The sequence below is a fragment of the Bermanella marisrubri genome, from assembly GCF_012295615.1.
In the GTDB taxonomy this organism is placed as follows: domain Bacteria; phylum Pseudomonadota; class Gammaproteobacteria; order Pseudomonadales; family Oceanobacteraceae; genus Bermanella; species Bermanella marisrubri.
The window spans coordinates 2901988-2919769 of the sequence record NZ_CP051183.1; the positions used below are offsets into that span (position 1 = coordinate 2901988).

Genomic DNA, 17782 nt, shown 5'->3' on the forward strand with positions numbered 1-17782 from the left:
GTGAGTGGGAGGTGATTGATTATTAACCACGACGGTCAAGCCAAGTCGTCATTCTCCGGCGTCGCGAAGCGACAGACCGGAGAATCCATTTTTATAACTGAATATTCAAAACTCAATGCTATTGAAATGGATCCTCAATCAAGTTGAGGAAGACGCTCATAACTCAACATTCAAACAACTCAAACAAGCCACTCGCGCTCAAACTATTCGAAGAATGCCTTTACATTATCGAACCATGTTTTTTTACGAGGCGAGTGTTTCTCCCCCTTTAGTGAGGCTTGAAACTCCCGCAGAATTTCTTTCTGCTTATCATTCAAGTTCACCGGTGTTTCAACCATGACTCGGCATAGCAAATCACCTTGCGGGCCACCACGAACAGGAAGCACACCTTTACCACGTAAACGGAACAATTTACCGCTTTGTGTTTCTGCCGGAATTTTTAAATTCACGCGTCCATCAAGCGTCGGTACTTCAATCTCACCACCAAGGGCAGCATCTGCAATACTGATTGGCACATCGCAATAGAGATTGCGACCATCCCGTTCGAATATTGAATGAGGTTTGATGTGAGCTTCAACATAAAGGTCGCCCGCTGGGCCACCCATTGCACCGGCTTCACCTTCGCCATTAAGACGAATACGATCACCGTTATCGACACCTGGTGGAATTTTAACATTCAGTGTCTTAGTCTCTTCTTTAACACCTTGACCATGACAGCTGTCGCAAGGGTCTTTAATAATCGTTCCTTGACCTTGGCACGTCGGGCAAGTTTGCTGCACCGCAAAGAAACCTTGCTGCATGCGTACTTGGCCTTGACCATTACAGGTACCACATACAGTCGGTTTACTACCTGCCTTGGCGCCAGAACCATCACAGACTTCACAGTCGACGAGTGTTGGCACTTTAATGGTTTTTTCAGTGCCTTTAACCGCCTCTTCTAGACTTAGTTCTAGGTTGTACTTCAGGTCGTTGCCGCGTTGTGGCCCACCACGACGCCCACCGCCGCCACCGAAAATGTCACCAAACACATCTCCGAAAATATCACTGAAGTTGCCGCCGCCAAAACCACCCGCTCCTGCACCGGCTGACCCATCAACACCAGCGTGACCAAATTGATCATATGCGGCGCGTTTTTCTTGATCGCCTAGAATTTCATACGCTTCAGAGGCTTCTTTAAATTTCGCATCAGCATCAGCGTCATCCGGATTACGATCCGGGTGATACTTCATGGCCAGCTTGCGGTATGCTCGCTTGATTTCTTTGGCATCCGCTTGGCGGTCAACCCCTAAAACTTCGTAATAATCTCGTTTAGACATAATTTTTTACGCTTCTTTTAAAAGTAGATAAGCGCGAACACTTCAAAAAGCGCCGCGCTTATCGTCTGCTCAGACAAATTGTCGTTAGCGTGTCTCACTGGCGATGTTGTTACACCGCCAGCTTTGACGCAAAGCGCTACTTGTTGTCTTTCACTTCTTCGAACTCAGCATCTACGACATCGTCATCTTTGCCAGCTTCTTCCTGAGCACCTTCAGCGCCTTGCGCCTGTTGTGCTTGCTCAGCATACATCTTCTGAGCTAAACCTGAAGAGGCTTCAGTAAGCTTGTTCGTTGCCGCTTCGATGGCGTCTTTATCATCACCTTTAAGGGCTTCTTCCACTTCCGCGATAGCTGCTTCAATTGCAGACTTCTCTTCGTCAGTGGCTTTGTCGCCAGCTTCTTCAAGCGTTTTCTTAGTTGCGTGAACAAGACCATCAGCCGTGTTACGTACTTGAATCATCTCTTCGAATTTTTTATCCGCTTCCGCATTCGCTTCAGCGTCTTTCACCATTTTTTCGATTTCATCATCGTTCAAGCCAGAAGAGGCTTTAATCACGATAGATTGCTCTTTACCCGTTGCCTTATCCTTCGCGCTTACGTTAAGAATACCGTTCGCATCGATGTCAAAAGTTACTTCGATTTGCGGTACACCACGTGGCGCAGGTGGAATGTCAGCCAAGTCGAAACGACCTAGAGACTTGTTCTGAGACGCTTGCTTACGCTCACCCTGTACAACATGAATCGTTACCGCAGACTGGTTGTCATCAGCTGTTGAGAACACTTGTGATTTCTTAGTTGGAATCGTCGTGTTCTTCTCGATTACGGCTGTGGCAACACCACCCATGGTTTCAATACCCAAGGTTAGTGGCGTTACGTCTAGTAGAAGAACATCCTTAACGTCACCAGATAGTACGGCACCCTGAATTGCAGCACCCATGGCTACTGCTTCGTCTGGGTTCACGTCTTTACGTGGTTCCTTGCCGAAGAAATCTGCAACAGATTTTTGTACTAGTGGCATACGAGTTTGACCACCAACCAAAATCACTTCGTCTACTTCAGATGCACTTACACCCGCATCTTTAAGAGCCATTTCACAAGGCTTCAACGAGTTCTTAACCAACTCTTCTACAAGAGACTCAAGCTTGGCACGAGTCACTTTTACATTTAAGTGTTTAGGACCTGATGCATCCGCTGTGATGTAAGGTAGATTAACGTCAGTCTGAGAAGCCGATGACAATTCTACTTTCGCTTTCTCTGCCGCTTCTTTCAGACGCTGCATAGCCAGTGCATCACCGCGTAGATCCATACCTTGATCTTTCTTGAACTCATCCGCTAGGAATTCGATCAAGCGCATATCAAAGTCTTCACCACCTAGGAAAGTATCACCATTGGTTGCCAATACTTCGAATTGTTTCTCACCATCCACGTCAGCAACTTCGATGATGGAGATATCGAATGTACCACCACCCAAGTCGTAAACTGCGATAGTGCGGTCACCGCCTTCTTTGTCGATACCATAAGCCAATGCAGCCGCTGTTGGCTCGTTGATGATACGCTTGACTTCTAGGCCTGCGATTTTACCTGCGTCTTTTGTTGCCTGACGCTGTGAATCGTTAAAGTAAGCCGGTACAGTGATAACGGCTTCAGTTACTTTTTCACCAAGATAGTCTTCCGCTGTTTTCTTCATTTTCTTAAGAACTTCAGCAGAAATTTGTGGCGGTGCAAATTTTTCGCCTTTTACTTCGACCCAAGCATCACCATTGTCTGCTTTTGTAATGGTGTAAGGCACCATCTTAATGTCTTTCTGTACGACATCATCTTCAAAGCGACGACCGATTAAACGCTTGATGGCGTATAATGTGTTTTGTGGGTTAGTAACCGCCTGACGTTTTGCAGGCTGACCTACTAAAATCTCGCCATCATCTGCATATGCGATGATAGAAGGTGTAGTGCGATCGCCTTCCGCGTTTTCAATTACGCGTGCTTTGTCGCCATCCAATACAGACAAACAAGAGTTTGTTGTGCCTAAGTCGATACCAATGATCTTACCCATGTTATCCTCTCCAATCTTTCTCAATTCGTAAGAGCCGCAACAGTTGCTGACTCTAGCAATTCGGCATATGCCTGATTATTTCTTTGCTTGACCCTTTAATGGGTGCGGATATTGCCTTTTCAACCCATTACAACCTAATTTCTTAGGCTTTTTCATCCACAGCAGGCGCTGCTTTAGATACTACAACCATTGCAGGACGCAATAAGCGATCGTGTATGGTGTAACCTTTCTGTACCACATTAAGAACCGTGTTTGGCTCGGCATCTGGCGCATCCACCATGCTAATTGCTTGGTGTAAATCTGGATCAAACGGATGACCTTCTGGCTCAATCGCTTCCACCTTAAATTTCTTCAACGTGTTAACGAAGCTCTTTTGTGTCATTTCAACGCCTTCCAAGAAAGGCTTCACCACTTCATCTTCAGGAGATGCTGCAATAGCACGCTCTAAATTATCAACAACTTCGAGCAGCTCTCGTGCAAATTTCTCTGTGCTAAATTTATGAGCCTTTTCTACATCTACTTCAGCGCGACGACGAACATTTTGCGTTTCCGCTTGAGCGCGTAGGACTTCTTCTTTGAGCTCTGCCACTTCCGCTTGCAGGGCTTCCACTTGAGAATCTTGCTCTACCACTGACTCAACAGTGTTATCCGCTGATTCTTGAGCTGATTCAGATTGCTCTTGAGCAGTTTCTTGAGTTTCTACTTCAGGGTTTTCAATATCTTGGCCTTGTTCAGACATTCGCCTCTCCGTACAAATATTCAGGTTATTTTTAAGCTGCCTTTAATGTGGGGATGAAATTATTTGTTTCAAGAGGCTTTACAAAGACATTTTTTACTGTATAAATAAACATATGTATAAGCATACAGGCAGCGAGAAAGACGCTCATTAAGGGAGAGGGATTTATGCTCACGCACATATCCATAAAAGACTTCACTATCGTAGACAGCCTTGAACTGGATCTAAAGCAAGGGTTCAGTGCCGTCACAGGCGAAACCGGCGCAGGTAAATCCATTATGCTGGATGCCTTATCTCTTGCCACAGGCCAAAAGGCCGATGCCAAGCAAGTTCGCCCTGACGCTCAAAAAGCCGAAATATATGCCTGCTTCGATATTGCTTATCAATCAACTGTTAGCCAGTGGCTTCATGACAATGACCTCGAAGGCGACGGTGAACAATTAATTCTTTCCCGCATTATTACCAACGAAGGTCGCAGCCGCGGCTACATCAATGGCCGCCCAGTATCACTTCAACAACTTAAACACGTCGGTCAGTCTTTATTGGATATTCACGGACAACATGCTCATCAGCAATTGCTACACAAAGACAGTCCTCGTTTATTTTTAGATGCTTATGGCGAACATGAAAACCTATTGCAAACAGTCAAATCCCAATACCAAGAGTGGCAAAGCCTAAATAAAAAACTGGACGCCTTGCAGAACCAGAGCGATGAGGTCAACGCTCGTATTCAACTATTGGAATACCAGGTAGAAGAACTAGACATACTCAGCCTTGAAAAAGACGAGATAGAGTCTCTCGAAAAAGAACAGAAACGTCTCGCTAATGCAGAGCATCATCTGCTCACTGCCCAACAAGCTTTGCAGCTTTGCCGCAGTGACGAAGATCAAATTGACGCCTATCAAGCGGTACAAATGGCACTACAAAAACTGGATCCTATGGTAGAGAGCGACACCAAATTGCAAGCTGCCCATGAACTACTCAATCAAGCTCAGGTTGCTCTAGAAGAAAGTGCAAATGAATTGCATCACTATATTGACGGATTCGAGATTAACCCTCAACGCTTACAGCAAGTAGAAGAGCGCCTAAACACCATTTATGAACTGGCTCGCAAGCACAAGGTACGTCCAGAAGAATTATTCGACTTACACCAAGACTTGGCCAATGAACTAGCGGACATTACACATGAAGACGCATCGCTAGAATCTTTACAAGCAGCTCAAGAAAAAGCTCAAGAAGCCTATAGTCAAAGTGCAAATCAACTAAGCGATAAGCGCCAAAAAGCAGCGGCAAAATTGGCTAAAGCGCTACTCTCTCAATTAAAAGAACTGGCCCTGGATAAAGCTCAATTAGAGTTTCAAGTGACACCACATAGCCTTCATGAGGCTAATAGCTACGGCTTAGATGATATTGAGCTGATGATCAGCTTAAACCCAGGCCAACCTATGCAGCCAATGCACAAAGTAGCCTCGGGTGGCGAACTTTCTCGCATTAGCTTAGCACTACAAATCCTGATACAACGCGGACCTAATACCTTAATTTTTGATGAGATTGATGTAGGAGTTGGGGGCGCCACCGCTGAGCGCATGGGGCGCTTATTAAAGAGTTTGGGAGAACATAAGCAGGTCATTAGTGTTACTCACCAGCCGCAAGTCGCGGCATTAAGCCACCAGCATTTATTGGTGAATAAGCTCAGTGGTAAAAAACAAACTCGCACTCAAATTCGAGAGCTTAGCGCTGATCAGCGCCAACACGAATTAGCTCGCATGATGGGCGGTTTAGAAATTACTGATACAACGCTTGCGCACGCAAGAGATATGCTACATGCGGCCCAGGCCTAAAGATAAAAAAGACTCTGTGTGGGAGGTGTTTCAGGAGGAAACACAGTTTCCGAAAGGAAGTTTCGTGAGGTTGTGGACAAACTGAACGAAGTAGCGGATGACGATAAAGGAATTATCGCCATCCGCTTTTTTTATTTCTCGTCTCTTGGCTTCACATAAAGCACTAAATTGTGCTCAACAAGATCATAACCATATTCTTCTGCTATTTGATGCTGAAGGCGCTCGATCTCTTCATTAACAAACTCAATCACCTTGCCGGTTTGCACACAAACCATGTGATCATGGTGATCGCCGCGATCCAGCTCAAAAACACTATGACCACCATCAAAGTTATGGCGCTCTACAAGGCCTGCCGTCTCAAACTGAGTGAGTACACGGTAGACAGTGGCCAAACCCACTTCCTCGCCGGCATCCATAAGTGCTTTGTATACATCCTCAGCACTCATGTGAGGTTCGGGATTATTTTCTAAAATTTGCAGTATTTTTACCCGCGGCAGTGTCACTTTAAGACCTGCTTTGCGTAATTCTAAGTTTTCATCTGCCATAACTTGCCCTTTGGTCGTTGCGAGCCGCGCAACTTCAGGTATCATGCATTCATCGTTAAATAAGTGAGTTATTTTACATGTTCCGAATTATTATCACAGTCATTCTTGCCACTTTTATATCCGCATGTTCCATGCAGGTTTATAAATTAAAAGTGCAACAAGGCAATATTGTGACCCAAGACATGCTAGAAAAATTAAAGCCTGGCATGAACCAGCGCCAAGTGGCCTACGTTATGGGAACCCCAGTTCTAAAAGATCCCTTCACTGCCAAGCGCTGGGATTATGTTTATCGAAGCGAACGTAGAGAAGATGAGGTAAAGCAATACGCTATCACAGTTTTCTTTGATAACGCTGGCAATTACACACATTATAAAGGTGAGCTGGATAATACCGTTGATCCGCAACCACTAACTGACGACGAAAAACCAATCAGTGTGTTTGGTGATGGAGCGCCAGAATAATCAAACACTAGGCCGATATTAATCGGCCTTTTTTTCTTTAGCTGCTTTTTCTGCAGCTTTCGCAGCCCGATTGGCCCGTGCTTGCTTGGGATCGATTATAAGCGGGCGGTAAATCTCTACTCGATCACCTGCGCGTAGCACGTCGTCTTTAGGACTACGTACCGCTTTACCAAAAATACCCATTTTTGCGTTTTCAAGATCAATCTCTGGAAACTCCTGAAGGATTCCTGATTTTTCCGCAGCTTCAAACACAGTGGTCCCTTGCTCGACTTCAAGCGCCAAGATACGCTGTTTTTCTGGCTTAGCGTATGCCACTTCTACCTGAATCATATCTGCCATTATTTCTTTCCGTACACTACATCGGCTCGCTTTACGAACGCATCCACCATGGTATTGGCGGCTTGCTTCAAGATCGGGCTCAATGTCATTGATAAAATACGACCTTTGACTTCGAAGTCTAATGTTAACACGACTTTACATGCCTCATCAGATAGAGCTTGAAACTCGAACAAGCCATCTAGTTTATCAAATGGGCCATCCACCAATTGTAAAGACATAGAATGTGGCGGGTTAAGGGCATTTCGAGTTGTGAAGGTTTGCTCCAAGCCCCCCTTCTTTATGGTCATCCCTGCCTCTAAAGAATCGGCGGTTTCTTCGTTCACATGAGCGCGGTCACACCATGGCAAAAACTGCGGATACGACGCTACATCTTTTACAAGTTTGTACATATCTTCAGCACTATGCATAACCAGTGCGCTACGCTCTATCTTTGCCATGAATCCTCTCAAGAAATGATACCTAGAGTGCAAAAAAAAGGCCTGCTAAGCAGGCCTTTTTCTTCGTATGATTTTTGACTCTGTTATATCAAGCCATTAATCAAAACTGCCGCAATTGCTAGCGGAGCGATGAACTGCAATATCAACTTCCAGACATTATACACTACAGGGTTTTGCATACGAACCTCTGCAGCAACGTCTTGAGAGCGCATCTTCCAGCCCACAAACACTGCGATCAATAGACCACCTAGAGGTAGCATGATATTTGCCGTTAAGAAATCTAGGGTATCGAAGAAAGTCTTACCGAATAGGGTGTATTCAGACCATAGGTTAAAGGAAAGCACGGTACCAATACCTAACAACCAAATGATAATGCCCAACCAAGTGGCGGCCGTTGCCCGTGATACACCTTTCGCTTCTACTGCCCAAGCGACTACTGGCTCACCCAATGAAATGGCAGAGCTTAGTGCTGCAAAGCCAACTAAAATAAAGAATAATGTACCAAAAAAGGTACCAGCAGGAATTTGAGAAAACGCAACAGGCAGAGTCTGGAACAATAGGCCTGGGCCAGCCGCTGCTTCCATACCGTTTGAGAAGACAACAGGGAAAATAACAAGACCTGCAACCAAGGCGATAATGGTATCAAGCGCAGCAACCGTCAATACGGTTTTACCAACAGATGTATTGGCTGGCATGTAAGCACCATAAGCCATAATGGCACCCATACCCAAGCTTAGGGTGAAGAATGCATGACCAAGTGCAACCATTAGGCTCTCACCCGTGATCTTGCTAAAGTCAAAGCTAAATAAGAAGCTAAAGCCCTCTGCAAAACCATCCGTGTTCATGGAATAACCTAGAAGCACAACAAGGATCAAGAATAATAGCGGCATCATGATACTGATCGCACGCTCTAAGCCCTTGTTTACACCGCGTGCCACAATGGCAATCGTGATAACCATAAAGATAGTATGCCAAGCTAACAACACTTCTGGGTTGGAGATAAGACCGCTAAATATTTCACCAGCTTGTGCGGGCGTTGCACCATCGAAGGCACCACCTGCCATGCGGAATACATACGCCAGCGCCCAACCTGCAATAACTGAATAGAAAGAAAGAATGAAGAAGCCTGATAAAGCACCCATCCAACCAATCGAGCCCCAAAACGGATTGGCCTTTTGATCTTTAGATATGGCTTGCATGGTATTGATTGGACTCTGACGCCCCATACGACCCAAGCTTACTTCTGCGATCATCACTGGGATACCGATAATGGCAATACAAGCAAGGTAAACCAATACAAACGCGCCACCACCATTTTCACCGGTTATGTATGGAAATTTCCAGATGTTTCCAAGACCAACCGCACTGCCCGTTGCTGCCAAAATAAACAGCCAGCGGCTACGCCACAGACCATGAATGCTTTTTTGTTCCGCCATGTGTTTCCCCAGTTTATGGTTATTGTACAAACGAATTGTGTTGAATTTTCTGGTATATCTCAAGGCCCGAAAATGCCCATATCTTTTTTTTTCGTAGCGCCCTATAATTCGCGCCATGGGAAAGACTAAGAAAAAACCAAAGAATACCAGTTCGACTATCTGCAGTAATAAGCGAGCGCGACACGACTATCACTTGGATAACCTCACTGAAGCCGGTTTGGCTTTAGAAGGTTGGGAAGTGAAAAGTATTCGTGAGGGCAAGGTACAACTAACGGATTCATACGTGATAATCCATCGCAATGAAGCTTGGCTCACTGGCTGTAATATCACGCCTTTGAATACGGCCAGCACCCATGTTGTTTGCACGCCTAAACGAGATCGTAAGTTGCTTATGCATCGCAAAGAAATCGATCGCTTTGCCGCCATGGCTGACCAAAAAGGATACACACTCATTGCATTAGAGTTGTATTGGAAAGGCCCTAACGTCAAATGCAAGATCGCATTAGGTAAAGGTAAGCAAGCCCATGATAAGCGCGAGACCAGTAAACAAAGAGACTGGGATAAGCAAAAAGAGCGCATCATGAAAAACAACCTTCGCTAGTCTTAGCGTACACGACTTACTTTCTCGAATTACTACTGCTAAATAAACATAAATAAAAGGCCCATTACTTGTGTAATGGGCCTTTTTGTTTGCTTAGAAGTAATATCCCATCTGGATATTAAAGAAAGTATTCCAATCACCTTGATCATCACCCTGCGCCAATGCAGTACTGTATTCGCCATCGCCAATGAACAACGCATTACGACCAGACGTGATATCAAAGTTGGTATATAAGTTACCCGTGGCTACCTGTAAGCCAAAGGTATTCACGTAAGAGTTTTCAAAACCAGACGCGTCTTTTTCAAGCATGCTGAAATCGTTGAAAAGCAATACAGAATCAACTATACCGCCTTGCAATGGTAGAGGGTAAGCCAAGTTTAAAACATACATATTGGCTTTAGCTGCTACGTCATAGGTAGCGCCAAACGTACCGTACTGTACAGTTTTATCATCCGCACCGCCGTTACGTGGATTGAACTCATATCGAGCCGCTTGTGCTTGAACCTGAATGGGACCTAAGTCACCGTTAACAAACGCAGCCACGGCATAGGCATGGCCCATTTTTTCAGTCACATTATTGTATAAACCTGAAAGCTGCAGCGAACCACCCACTTCCAAACCACCTAGATCGTAAGCCATGTGCAAATTCGCTTGATGGGCTTCTTCGTTAGCTTCAGTCGCTGTAGGGTTTTCTTTTGTGGTTACAAGATCTGCAGAAAAACGCTCAGCGTCAGATGCGTTACGACTATCACCCGCTGCAAAATAGGCTACCTGCACATTCAACTTATCTTGTTGGGTAATGTACTTGATACCCGAATCGTAATCATCATTAAAACCCATGAACAAAAAGTTGTTACCCCAGTCGCTGTGACCTTCGTATGGCTGAATGCCGAAAGGTACCTTAGTCAAACCAACTTGTACTTCGGAGTTTTCGTCAATATCCGTAGCAAAATACAAATGGTGAATCATGCTTGGGTTACCATTGTCATACCAGCGATAGGAACTGGAGATGCGCACTTCTTTATGCTTTGCCTCAACACCTAAATTGATTTGATTGAAACCAAAATCGCCGCCACGATTTTTCTGTGCGTCGTTCCAATCTTGCACCGTGTAGTTCATACGGAAACTACCGGTTAAATTGACATAGTCCTCTGCTAAAACCTCTGATGAGGCCATTGCAGAACCTAATACTAAGGCCATGAATTGAGACTGCTTTTTCATATACTACCTTTCGCTGGTTAATAGCTGACCATACGGACAACAAAAAAGCCGCTATTGTAAGTATTTTGAACACACTGGCAATCTCAAATTAAGCAAAGATACACTTTTGGCCTGAATCTTCGAATCCATGTGAACCAAACACCTTAAAAACAGGTACATCAAACAGAATTCTAAATTGAATGGGTACCATATGAACGATTCTGACAAATCACGAATCATTGAAATGGCATGGGAAGACAGAACCCCATTTGAGGCGATTGAACGAGAATATAAGCTAGACGAGAAAGCGACAATTGCCCTCATGCGAAGCTCCCTAAAACCGAAAGCCTTTAAAAATTGGCGAGCAAGAGTATCTGGACGCAAGACCAAGCATGAACAGCTGCGAGACAAATCCGTATTGCGGGCTTATTGCCCAACCCAATACAAACCTCGTTAGTTGCATGCAAAGATGACTAGAAAAAACAGGCAAAAAAAGCCCCAGCGGAGACCGATGGGGCAAAGAGAACAAAGGAAGAAAAACCTTAAAACAACCATTGAACAAACCACTCAAAGGATATTGTCCAACAAAAACACGTATCCGAACTAACCCGCTAGGGCTTGTACAGATACAAAGGCAAGACTCAAAACAAACATGATTGAGCCCATCACCGAATAAAACTGCATCATTTTGGTGACTCCAATGAGTATGATGAACCAATTTGAGGCGCATTCTACCCAATACATACGTACCACACAATGCCTAAAATTCAATCAACCCGATTTCCGTAGGATTTTCTTCGGAAGCCACCTTTCACAAAATCCAATCCGGCAACACTCAGCGAAAGATATAATTTGATAATCCCTTGAATAAGACCCAGTGCGGCCATACAATGCGTGTTACCAAAAGCTTTTGGGGACGATTTTGGATTCGACGCCGATGATGAAGCTTGAGGTGCATGTGGAGAGGGTATGACGATCTCCTAAATAAACGTTATACATATAAATAGTCGCAAACGACGAAAACTACGCACTAGCGGCATAATAGCCCGCTAACCTCTGATTCTGGATGCCTGTGGACAGATGACGAGGGCACGCAACACAGGCTCGCGATGGAGGCTTGTCTAAGGCTGAAGCGTTAAATAAGTATTAGGCTCGCCCTAAACGCCCTGTCTCTCGGGCCGTGATGGGTTAATCTAGTAGAGTGACTAAACATGTAGAACCGATAGTGGAGTGTTGGCGGACGCGGGTTCGAACCCCGCCGTCTCCACCAAATACTTAAAAGGCCAACCGTTCTCGGTTGGCCTTTTTTATTAAGGCTTGAAAATGTTGAGACCACGTTGAAATAAATAAAGCATTCCGATGAACAATAACAACCAAGCCTTTAACCACCGTTGTAAAGCGCTTTTAGTATCGCTTGTCTTGTATTCCTATACGGCAATCTTCCTCTCTTTTGGAGCAAATTCGAAAACATCCGAATAACAGTTTTCCTGTTTAAGTCCTTCGCTCCTCAGTTCATCCATGGTGCCGTATACCATTTGAGGGGAGCCACAAAGATAAGTCTGTGCGTCAGATAAATCTAAAAGGTCTTCCTTGATGACTTCATAAATGTAACCTGTTCGTCCACACCATTTTTTGTCGGCGGATTCCAAAATGGGGGTGAAGTGTAGATTTTGATGAAACTCAGACCATTCATGAAATCGACTTAGCATAAAGAAGTCATCTATCTTTCTATTGGACCAATAGATTCTCACATTGGCATCAGGTCTCTGAGTTAATATTTCTTCTGCAATGGACTTTATTTTTGAAATACCTGATCCGGCGGCGATAAGCACATGTGGAAATCTTAAATCAGTTTGCAAAAACGCCTTTCCCATGGGTAAGGCAATATTGACTGGCTCTTGATTTTGGAGCGCTTCCATTAAACGATCTATCACCTTGCTGGAGAATTCGCTATTTTTTTGAATAATCAACTGCAATGAGTTTGGCTGCTCTAGATTGAAACGACTGGCGATCGTATAAAATAGAGAATGTACCTGTCCGTCGTTATTTACATCCAGCTCGAGCGCAAGATACTGACCTGATTTATAGCTAAGATGCTCACCTTTTAGCGATTGCAATTCAATCTCAAAAATTATCCCGTTTAGCGGCCTTACACTAATAACACTGCACGCATATGTGCCAACTTTATCCTCTGCAACCACTCTACTCATAGCTGAATCCGTCATTTGAATTACTAATTTTCATCATGAGAAGCTTAATTTAGTTTAATAATGAGTAGAAATGTTATATTTTCAGCATTCCATTATTTTTATTCATAAGAACTATGATTGAGCGAATCCATCTTCGAATCGTGCATGCCGTAAAAGAGCAAGGATCACTAACCGCAGCAGCCAAAGAGCTATGCGTTACCCAGTCAGCTTTGAGCCATACGGTACGAAAACTGGAGGATAACCTGGGGACAGAGATTTGGATTCGAGAAGGTCGAAGCTTGCGCTTGACCCAAGCTGGGCAATATTTATTGAATATCGCTAATCGCGTACTGCCGTTACTGGATCACGCAGAAACCAAGCTAAAACAGATTACTCAAGGTGAAAGAGGAACGCTACGCATTGGAATGGAATGCCACCCTTGTTATCAGTGGTTGCTGAGAGTGGTATCACCATTCTTAGACGCGTGGCCAGATGTGGATGTGGACGTGAAGCAAAAATTCCAATTCGGCGGTGTCGGTGCTTTGTTGGACTACGAAATAGATTTGCTGGTAACACCGGATCCTTTCTATAAAAGCGGACTTAACTTTCAGCCTGTGTTTGACTATGAGCAAGTGTTGGTTGTACCTAAAAATCACCCTTTAGCGTTTCACCAATATGTAAAGGCGGAGGACTTAAGAGATCAAGTATTGATCACGTACCCAGTCGCAACAGACCGCTTGGATATATACTCACAGTTTTTGAGTCCTGCCAATGTTAACCCTAGGCTTCACAAAACGACGGAAGCCACCGATATCATGATGCAAATGGTGGCTTGCAATCGAGGCGTCGCGGCATTGCCAAAATGGCTAGCCGAAGAATATAGCAAAACACTGCCATTAACTGTTTTACGGTTAGGTGAAAATGGCATTGATAAGCAAATCTACCTCGGTACCCGAGATGGTGATTCCGGCATCCAATACCTTCAGGCCTTTATGGATCTTGCACGGAGCTTCAACTCACCAACAAATTAGCCAACCAGCACAGCCACGACCATTTCATGAGAATATGTAATGGTTTAATGAGATAAAATCAATTTTTTTCATGTGATGATCCAAGTATAAAGTGTGCAGTTTATTGATTGCACGCTCACACGGAGACATTGTCATGAGTAACGGTTTTACCTACAAGATTAAAAGCATTCGCTTTGATGAGAACTATCAGCCTGCGGATAGCACACGCATCACCACTAATTTTGCCAATCTAGCGAGAGGTGATAACCGCAAGCAGAATCTACGCAATGCTTTACGCATGATGGATGCTAGATTCAATGCTTTAGCCACTTGGGATAATCCTAAAGGCGATCGCTATTCTCTAGCACTTGAGATCATTTCAGTGGATATTGATATCAAAGGAGATGGCCAGCACTTCCCATCTATTGAGATCTTAAAGACCAATATCATTGACCATAAGACCGGGAAACGCATTGAAGGTATTGTGGGCAATAACTTCTCCTCTTACGTACGAGATTATGACTTTAGTGTCGTATTGCGTGACTACAATAAAGATCAAACAAGCTTCAGCGTTCCGAAAAATTTTGGCGAGCTCCATGGAAATCTATTTAAAGATTTTCTCAACTCAAATACCTATAAAGATACATTCAGTAAGCCTCCTGTTATTTGCTTAAGCGTTTCAGAAAACAAAATTTACCATCGAACTGAGAACAAACACCCGATCCTCGGCTCTGAATACCGACCCAATGAATCATCATTAACCGAACAATACTTTAAAAAAATGGGCTTTGACGTGCGCTACTTCATGCCACCAAACAGCGTTGCTCCCCTCGCATTTTATTTCTTTGGTGATTTACTCGGTGACTACACCAATATTGAATTGATTAGCACAATTAGCACGATGGAGACATTCCAAAAAATCTATCGACCTGAAATCTACAATGCCAACTCTATAGCTGGATATATCTATCAACCCAATCTCGAGCACTCTGATCACTCGGTCACTCAGATTGTTTATGACCGTGAAGAGCGGAGTCAGTTAGCGATTAAACAAGGCAAGTTTGCAGAAGAGTATTTCATTAAGCCTTATCAATCTGTATTGGATCAATGGTCTAACAACTTCGCCTAATTGCTACCTAAAGGAATGAAAATTATGAAGACACTACTACCCACCTCTAGTGCCGGTAGCCTACCGAAACCATCATGGCTAGCTGAGCCAGAGAAGCTTTGGTCTCCATGGAAGTTGCAGGATGAAGAACTTAAATTAGGAAAACAAGATGCTCTTCGTGTGATATTACAAGAGCAACAAACTGCCGGAATCGATATCGTCAGTGATGGTGAACAGACACGCCAGCACTTTGTTACTACCTTCATTGAAAACCTAGACGGTGTTGATTTTGAAAATAAAAAAACGATTCGAATCCGTGATCGTTATGATGCCAGCGTGCCGGGGGTTGTCGGACCGATTAGTCGAACCAAACCCGTATTTGTTGACGATGCAAAATTCTTGCGTCAACAGACTAATCAACCCATTAAATGGGCACTACCCGGTCCTATGACTATGGTAGATACGTTGTACGATGATTATTATCAAGACCGTGAAACCTTGGCATGGGAATTCGCGAAAGTATTAAATCAAGAAGCAAAAGAACTAGAGGCTGCTGGTGTGGACATCATTCAATTTGATGAACCCGCATTTAACGTTTTTCTTGATGAGGTCAATGATTGGGGGATTGCTGCGCTAGAACGGGCAATCGAAGGGCTCAAATGCGAAACGGCTGTGCATATTTGTTATGGCTATGGGATCAAAGCCAACACGGATTGGAAAAAAACGTTAGGTTCTGAATGGCGTCACTACGAGAAAACATTTCCAGCGATACAGAAATCTAATATCGATATTATTTCTCTTGAGTGCCACAACGGTCGTGTGCCATTAGAAGTTCTTGAAATGATTCGCGGAAAAAAAGTCATGGTAGGCGCCATTGATGTATCGACTAACGATATCGAAACACCGGAAGAGGTCGCAAACACTTTAAGAGAAGCCTTAAAATACGTCGATGCTGATAAGCTATACCCTTGCACCAATTGTGGTATGGCTCCTCTTTCCAGAAAAGTCGCTCGGGGTAAACTCGAAGCATTAAGCGCAGGCGCTGAAATCGTAAGAAAAGAGCTAAGCGCTCTACAAAAAAGCGCTTAGTCTTTAGACTTCTTAGGGGCTTGAGCCCCTAATTAAAATTACAATATCTTTCATTTTATTAATAGAAGTTTCTTAAATGAACATCATGGAATTTTTATCCAGTAATCTCATGGCATTTATTGCTCTGATTATTACCGGAATCTTTGCAGGTATTTTGGCGGGTCTACTGGGAGTCGGTGGCGGTATCGTTATCGTTCCTGTCTTATTCTTCTTATTTCAAGGATTTGGTGTATCACCAGATTCGGCTATGTTAATCGCTACTGCCACTTCCTTGGCTACTATTGTACCGACATCCATCAGCTCGATTCGTTCTCATCACCAAAAGGGAAATGTCGATTTTGATCTACTCAAGTATTGGGCATTTTTTATTCTAATTGGCGTACTACTAGGTAGCTGGCTAGTGACTCGTGTGGATGGTACTTGGCTTACGGCATTGTTTGGGATAATTGCGACATTATCCGCATTGAACATGCTATTCAGAACCGGAAAATCGGCTTTGTTTCAACAACTTCCAGGTACTGCTGGACAAACAACCATGGGCACGTCTATTGGCTTTTTCAGCTCAATGGTAGGAATAGGTGGCGGTACTCTCTCTGTACCCTTACTGACATTATACAACTACCCGGCTCACAAAGCGGTTGGAACCGCAGCAGCTATAGGCTTGATCATTTCTCTACCTGGGGCGCTCACTATGATGGTATTGGGAAGTACGCCAATTGATGCGCCATCTGGTACAGTCGGATTGGTAAATCTCGTTGGATTTATTTGTATCGTCCCGCTTACCGTATTATTTGCCCCCGTTGGGGCTTCAATAGCGGCTAGGTTGGATGCCACTAAACTAAAGAAAGTCTTTGCGATCGTATTACTGTTCACCGGTTTGCGTATGTTATCGCAAATATTACTCTAAGCCGTTTTTGAGAATGACCAACACGCATATCACTATTTCAAGGAAGAAAAGTGATAGCGCTATCATCATCGTTATTGAATCCCATCGGATATCAACCTTTATAGATGAATAATGTCTTTTCGAAGCGATGCTAGCCGTGCGAGTATCTCATTTTGCTGGCGATAACTGATGCCTACTTTTTCCATGGCATCAACTAATAGTTCAACCGTGCGATTAAAGTCAGCTTCATTTATATCCATACCGGTATGGATATCTACCATACTGTCACCTTTATATTCACAAGGCCCATCCACCACAGTACAGAAATGAGCAATAAATCCATTGCGAAAATGTGTAACATCAGATTTTCTAAAATAGGGTAAAACCTGTTCATCTCGAGCGATATTTTTAATAAACGCATCCACAAGTTTCTCGATAGTGGGTAAACCACCAATGCGTTCATATAATGAATCTTCATTAGAATTTGGCAATGTACTGCAAGCCATTAGAAAAATGATAAGCACGGGAACTAGAA

General features: G+C 43.9%; 18 protein-coding genes and 1 other RNA gene. 9 read left to right on the top strand and 10 right to left on the bottom strand.

What is annotated here, in order from left to right; all coding sequences use genetic code 11:
• Positions 1-203: 203 nt before the first annotated feature.
• The 3 genes from dnaJ to grpE form a co-directional block, all read right to left on the bottom strand.
• Positions 204-1316, bottom strand: coding sequence for a molecular chaperone DnaJ (gene dnaJ, locus HF888_RS13505; RefSeq protein WP_007018492.1), 1113 nt, complete (start codon positions 1314-1316; stop codon positions 204-206).
• A 136-nt stretch (positions 1317-1452) separates the two neighbouring features.
• Positions 1453-3369: a molecular chaperone DnaK gene (dnaK, locus tag HF888_RS13510; RefSeq protein WP_007018491.1), complete on the bottom strand. Its 1917-nt coding sequence runs from the start codon at positions 3367-3369 to the stop codon at positions 1453-1455.
• Between the two features lie 142 nt (positions 3370-3511).
• Entirely contained in the window at positions 3512-4108 is a 597-nt protein-coding gene (gene grpE, locus HF888_RS13515; RefSeq protein WP_007018490.1) for a nucleotide exchange factor GrpE, read from the bottom strand.
• A 164-nt stretch (positions 4109-4272) separates the two neighbouring features.
• Here grpE and recN point away from each other — a divergent pair, with 164 nt between their 5' ends.
• Positions 4273-5946, top strand: coding sequence for a DNA repair protein RecN (recN, locus tag HF888_RS13520; RefSeq protein ID WP_007018489.1), 1674 nt, complete (start codon positions 4273-4275; stop codon positions 5944-5946).
• A gap of 131 nt (positions 5947-6077) precedes the next feature.
• Here the strand turns inward: recN and fur are convergent, their stop codons facing one another.
• Positions 6078-6491, bottom strand: a complete 414-nt coding sequence (fur, locus tag HF888_RS13525; protein ID WP_007018488.1) for a ferric iron uptake transcriptional regulator — start codon at positions 6489-6491, stop codon at positions 6078-6080.
• Positions 6492-6568: 77 nt separating this feature from the next.
• Here fur and HF888_RS13530 point away from each other — a divergent pair, with 77 nt between their 5' ends.
• On the top strand, positions 6569-6952 hold the full coding sequence (locus HF888_RS13530; RefSeq protein ID WP_007018487.1) for an outer membrane protein assembly factor BamE: 384 nt from the start codon (positions 6569-6571) through the stop codon (positions 6950-6952).
• A gap of 18 nt (positions 6953-6970) precedes the next feature.
• On the opposite strand, the gene HF888_RS13535 is transcribed toward HF888_RS13530, so the two are convergent.
• From HF888_RS13535 to HF888_RS13545, 3 genes are all read right to left on the bottom strand, one after another.
• Positions 6971-7291: an RnfH family protein gene (locus HF888_RS13535; RefSeq protein WP_007018486.1), complete on the bottom strand. Its 321-nt coding sequence runs from the start codon at positions 7289-7291 to the stop codon at positions 6971-6973.
• A complete protein-coding gene (locus tag HF888_RS13540) occupies positions 7291-7728 on the bottom strand; it encodes a type II toxin-antitoxin system RatA family toxin (RefSeq protein ID WP_007018485.1) in 438 nt (145 codons plus the stop codon). The genes HF888_RS13535 and HF888_RS13540 overlap by 1 nt, the downstream gene beginning before the upstream one ends.
• Positions 7729-7811: 83 nt before the next feature.
• On the bottom strand, positions 7812-9164 hold the full coding sequence (locus HF888_RS13545; RefSeq protein WP_007018484.1) for a sodium-dependent transporter: 1353 nt from the start codon (positions 9162-9164) through the stop codon (positions 7812-7814).
• A 115-nt stretch (positions 9165-9279) separates the two neighbouring features.
• Here HF888_RS13545 and smpB point away from each other — a divergent pair, with 115 nt between their 5' ends.
• Positions 9280-9765, top strand: a complete 486-nt coding sequence (gene smpB, locus HF888_RS13550; RefSeq protein ID WP_007018483.1) for an SsrA-binding protein SmpB — start codon at positions 9280-9282, stop codon at positions 9763-9765.
• Between the two features lie 93 nt (positions 9766-9858).
• Here the strand turns inward: smpB and HF888_RS13555 are convergent, their stop codons facing one another.
• A complete protein-coding gene (locus HF888_RS13555; RefSeq protein ID WP_007018482.1) occupies positions 9859-10986 on the bottom strand; it encodes a porin family protein in 1128 nt (375 codons plus the stop codon).
• 190 nt (positions 10987-11176) lie between these two features.
• On the opposite strand from HF888_RS13555, the gene HF888_RS13560 reads away from it, so the two are divergent.
• A complete protein-coding gene (locus tag HF888_RS13560; RefSeq protein ID WP_007018481.1) occupies positions 11177-11422 on the top strand; it encodes a TIGR03643 family protein in 246 nt (81 codons plus the stop codon).
• A 455-nt stretch (positions 11423-11877) separates the two neighbouring features.
• Positions 11878-12235: a transfer-messenger RNA gene (gene ssrA, locus HF888_RS13565) on the top strand.
• 157 nt (positions 12236-12392) lie between these two features.
• Here ssrA and HF888_RS13570 read toward each other — a convergent pair.
• A complete protein-coding gene (locus HF888_RS13570) occupies positions 12393-13175 on the bottom strand; it encodes an NAD(P)H-flavin reductase (RefSeq protein ID WP_133308504.1) in 783 nt (260 codons plus the stop codon).
• 113 nt (positions 13176-13288) lie between these two features.
• Here HF888_RS13570 and HF888_RS13575 point away from each other — a divergent pair, with 113 nt between their 5' ends.
• From HF888_RS13575 to HF888_RS13590, 4 genes are all read left to right on the top strand, one after another.
• Entirely contained in the window at positions 13289-14185 is an 897-nt protein-coding gene (locus HF888_RS13575; RefSeq protein ID WP_007018479.1) for a LysR family transcriptional regulator, read from the top strand.
• Between the two features lie 133 nt (positions 14186-14318).
• Positions 14319-15293, top strand: coding sequence for a DUF1852 domain-containing protein (locus tag HF888_RS13580; RefSeq protein ID WP_007018478.1), 975 nt, complete (start codon positions 14319-14321; stop codon positions 15291-15293).
• A gap of 24 nt (positions 15294-15317) precedes the next feature.
• Positions 15318-16361, top strand: coding sequence for a methionine synthase (locus tag HF888_RS13585; protein WP_007018477.1), 1044 nt, complete (start codon positions 15318-15320; stop codon positions 16359-16361).
• Between the two features lie 76 nt (positions 16362-16437).
• On the top strand, positions 16438-17268 hold the full coding sequence (locus HF888_RS13590) for a sulfite exporter TauE/SafE family protein (RefSeq protein WP_007018476.1): 831 nt from the start codon (positions 16438-16440) through the stop codon (positions 17266-17268).
• 98 nt (positions 17269-17366) lie between these two features.
• Here the strand turns inward: HF888_RS13590 and HF888_RS13595 are convergent, their stop codons facing one another.
• Positions 17367-17753 (bottom strand): group I truncated hemoglobin, encoded by a 387-nt coding sequence (locus tag HF888_RS13595; protein ID WP_207798136.1) that lies wholly within the window; start codon positions 17751-17753, stop codon positions 17367-17369.
• Positions 17754-17782 lie beyond the last annotated feature (29 nt).